Annotated in this window: 4 protein-coding genes and 1 pseudogene; 3 read left to right on the forward strand and 2 right to left on the reverse strand. The window is 41.9% G+C overall.

The window, feature by feature from the left end; translation table 11 throughout:
- Positions 1-50 precede the first annotated feature (50 nt).
- A complete protein-coding gene (locus ACE04G_RS07800) occupies positions 51-233 on the forward strand; it encodes a YjfB family protein (RefSeq protein ID WP_017687882.1) in 183 nt (60 codons plus the stop codon).
- Between the two features lie 145 nt (positions 234-378).
- Here the strand turns inward: ACE04G_RS07800 and ACE04G_RS07805 are convergent, their stop codons facing one another.
- A complete protein-coding gene (locus ACE04G_RS07805) occupies positions 379-1,038 on the reverse strand; it encodes an HAD family hydrolase (RefSeq protein WP_449004094.1) in 660 nt (219 codons plus the stop codon).
- Here ACE04G_RS07805 and ACE04G_RS07810 point away from each other — a divergent pair.
- Positions 1,020-1,578, forward strand: a pseudogene (locus tag ACE04G_RS07810) (HAD hydrolase family protein); the annotation flags it as partial. The gene ACE04G_RS07805 and the pseudogene ACE04G_RS07810 sit on opposite strands and share 19 nt — an antisense overlap.
- A gap of 56 nt (positions 1,579-1,634) precedes the next feature.
- Here ACE04G_RS07810 and ACE04G_RS07815 read toward each other — a convergent pair.
- On the reverse strand, positions 1,635-2,741 hold the full coding sequence (locus tag ACE04G_RS07815; RefSeq protein WP_339177225.1) for a hypothetical protein: 1,107 nt from the start codon (positions 2,739-2,741) through the stop codon (positions 1,635-1,637).
- 162 nt (positions 2,742-2,903) lie between these two features.
- Here ACE04G_RS07815 and ACE04G_RS07820 point away from each other — a divergent pair, with 162 nt between their 5' ends.
- Complete coding sequence (locus tag ACE04G_RS07820) at positions 2,904-3,086, forward strand: YjfB family protein (protein WP_017687882.1); 183 nt, start codon at positions 2,904-2,906, stop codon at positions 3,084-3,086.
- Positions 3,087-3,180 lie beyond the last annotated feature (94 nt).

Genomic DNA, 3,180 nt, shown 5'->3' on the forward strand with positions numbered 1-3,180 from the left:
ATATATAATAAGTACATCTATGTAACCAGAAAGTGAAAGGAGTGTAGAACATGGATATTGCAGCATTATCAATGGCGATGAGCCAAGCTTCAGTAGTGCAGTCGGCAAGCTTGCAAGTGATGTCGATTACAAAAGACATGGCACAGCAGCAAGGCCAGCAGATGGCGGAAATGTTGAAGTCAGTGCCTGCTCCTCACCCCAATCTGGGTGGAAGTCTCGATCTTTCGGTTTAGTTGAAATTACAGCATGTGTCCTCATGTAACACCCATTGCAGCAAGCAAAACCCAAACAGCTCCAATTCGAATGAATTGAAGCCGTTTGGGTCGTTTTTTTTCTGAATATTCATTCCGAAATTACGATCTTTTTATTACGATCTTCTCAGCGAAGCTTTGACAAGCTTGGCAATCGGCCTTCAAAGGGCAGTGTATTCTTCAATGTCCATAACTCATCGTAACTGGAAATCTGAAGATCGGCTTTGGACAAGTCCTGGTTGCCTGATCCCGGATTGCGATATCCGATACAGCGCATGCCTGCACTTTTGGCGGCCTGAACACCATTACGCGAGTCCTCGATCACCAGACAATTCGAAGGGGATGCACCGATCATCTCAGCGGTGGTCAGGAAAATATCTGGTGCCGGCTTGCCGTTCGTAACTTCCTCACCTGTCATTCGCACCTCAAAGTATAGCCCAAGTCCGGTTTTGTCCATGATCAGATCAATCAGTGCACGTGGAGAGGAAGAAGCTACCGCTATGGGAATGTGTTGCTCATGGAGCCAGCTTAACCAGCGTTCCACGGAAGGCATCGCCGTCAGATTCGAATGGGCAAGCATGGTTTGCATCACATTGTGCTGATGATAAGCAAATATTTCTTCCAGCGTAGCTGTCAGCTGATGTTTGTCCAGTACTTGCTGCCACATGGATTCCAGCGTAACTCCAACATAGGAATGATGTTCTTCATCAGTCACCCTGGCTCCAAAATGGGTAAAAGAGCTGCGCTCAATCTCGAAATAAAAACGGCATTGACTTCTACCTTGAATCCAATTCGGCTCTGTATGCGAGTAGCAATCTTCAACCTCACCTGGAAAGCCGCATCTATGGTGATGTGGAGAATGACCCTGTAGCCAGAGAGAAGAAGGAGCTGAAATCGCACCCGTTTATTGCCGGATTAACGTATGGAGAGGCCGACCTGTATAAGGATGATGTGAACAAGGTATGTTTCTTGGAGAGCTCAGCCATCCCGTTTGAGCGGATCAAGCAAGAGTTTGAAGGAAAATTCGAAGTCATTCAGTGCACTGTGCCGATCTTTGGTGAAGGAAGTGGTGAACTAATGATCCCTGGCATTCACAAAGCGATTTGCGATCGCCGATCTGCTGAAGCATTTAGGCATGTCCCAAGAAGATACATGCGCCATCGGTGATGGCATGAATGATGCCGAGATGTTGGAATTTTGTAATATCGGAATTGCCATGGGGAATGCAAAGCCTGGACTGAAAGCTATTGCAGATGTTATTACTGGAACAGTAGAGGAAGATGGATTGTATCATAGTTTTGTGAAGTATGGATTGATTGAAGGGTAAGTTGATTCACTAATGAACAGCTAATAAAAAGAGAGCAACCTAGTTGCTCTCGAATTTTAGTAATCGGACCATGAATATATCTGTCCATTGTAGAAGGTTACGTAGGTATTTCCATAGACCCAAATATCAATAGAACCTAATGAACTAGTAGAGTTACTGGTGCTATTTGGACTCCCCCAAGAAAGTAACACTTGATTAAACGTCATCCCTAATTTGATCTTTTGCTGACTAATAAGTTTCCAGACGTTTGAAGACCAGCCTGGGTAATCTTTTTTAGGGTCACTGTCATAGAACAACCCATTAATAAATTCATTTGGATCGTCTGTAACAGGCAACTTGAACGTAATCGACTTCCCACTAGCTCTTTTGGCTTTCACAATTACATTATTTTTCTTAATATCAACGGAAATAATTTTTATTTTTTCTAAATGATAAAGCGGATTTGAAGAAGGTAAACTATTTTTGTTAGCCCAATATTCGCCCCCCTTAAAAGCGATATGTATGAAATATTCGTAATCAAAATAATAACAAAAATTCGAAAATCCAATGTCCTTATATATGTATTCTGTGACGGTCTTTCCATTTGCTGATTGTATAGTTACTTCCGTGAGTTGATAAAGTTGGGTCATGCTGACGATCCAGCCAGGTTGATCTAGTGCATAAGAGTATACTTTTGATCCAAAAGCGGAACGATATGCTTTGGGAACACTAAGGACTCCGTTCATTAATTTCTTAGTCCGTGTTGCTCCGTCCTCGTCTCCCCATATAAATGCTACCATTAAATTATCTTCATTCCTGCCTGAGTAACCGGAAACCTTTAGAAACTTCTCGAATGATATGTAGGTTATTCCTTTGTACAAAATGGTGTCTTTCTTACTTACTTGTTCTTTATTTAATTTGGTTTTGACTTCAAATCCATTTCCTACAGCAATAAGTGAACCGATTTGTTTGAACATTTTGATAGGAATGTAGACGGTACCGTTATCCGCTAGGTATGCTTGATCGTTGAAACTCGCAAGCTTTCCATCAATGAATATAGTGTATTCAATATCTCGGTAAGACTCAGCTAGAGGATTACTAGCCGCAAACATGTGAGGCGGAAGTAATACGAACAGTAAACTAAAACTAATAAAAATACAGATTAATCTCTTAAGACTTTTCATTACAGATTCTCCTTTTATTTTTTTACCTTAAAACTATAGCATGAAGCTAACAGCCATAACAGGTAATTATTTGCTTGATCCGAGTTGTTCAACATTTCCTCCCTTCTGACGAATATATAATAAGTACATCTATGTAACCAGAAAGTGAAAGGAGTGTAGAACATGGATATTGCAGCATTATCAATGGCGATGAGCCAAGCTTCAGTAGTGCAGTCGGCAAGCTTGCAAGTGATGTCGATTACAAAAGACATGGCACAGCAGCAAGGCCAGCAGATGGCGGAAATGTTGAAGTCAGTGCCTGCTCCTCACCCCAATCTGGGTGGAAGTCTCGATCTTTCGGTTTAGTTGAAATTACAGCATGTGTCCTCATGTAACACCCATTGCAGCAAGCAAAACCCAAACAGCTCCAATTCGAATGAATTGAAGCCGTTTGGGTCGT

The sequence above is a fragment of the Paenibacillus sp. AGC31 genome (assembly GCF_057334655.1).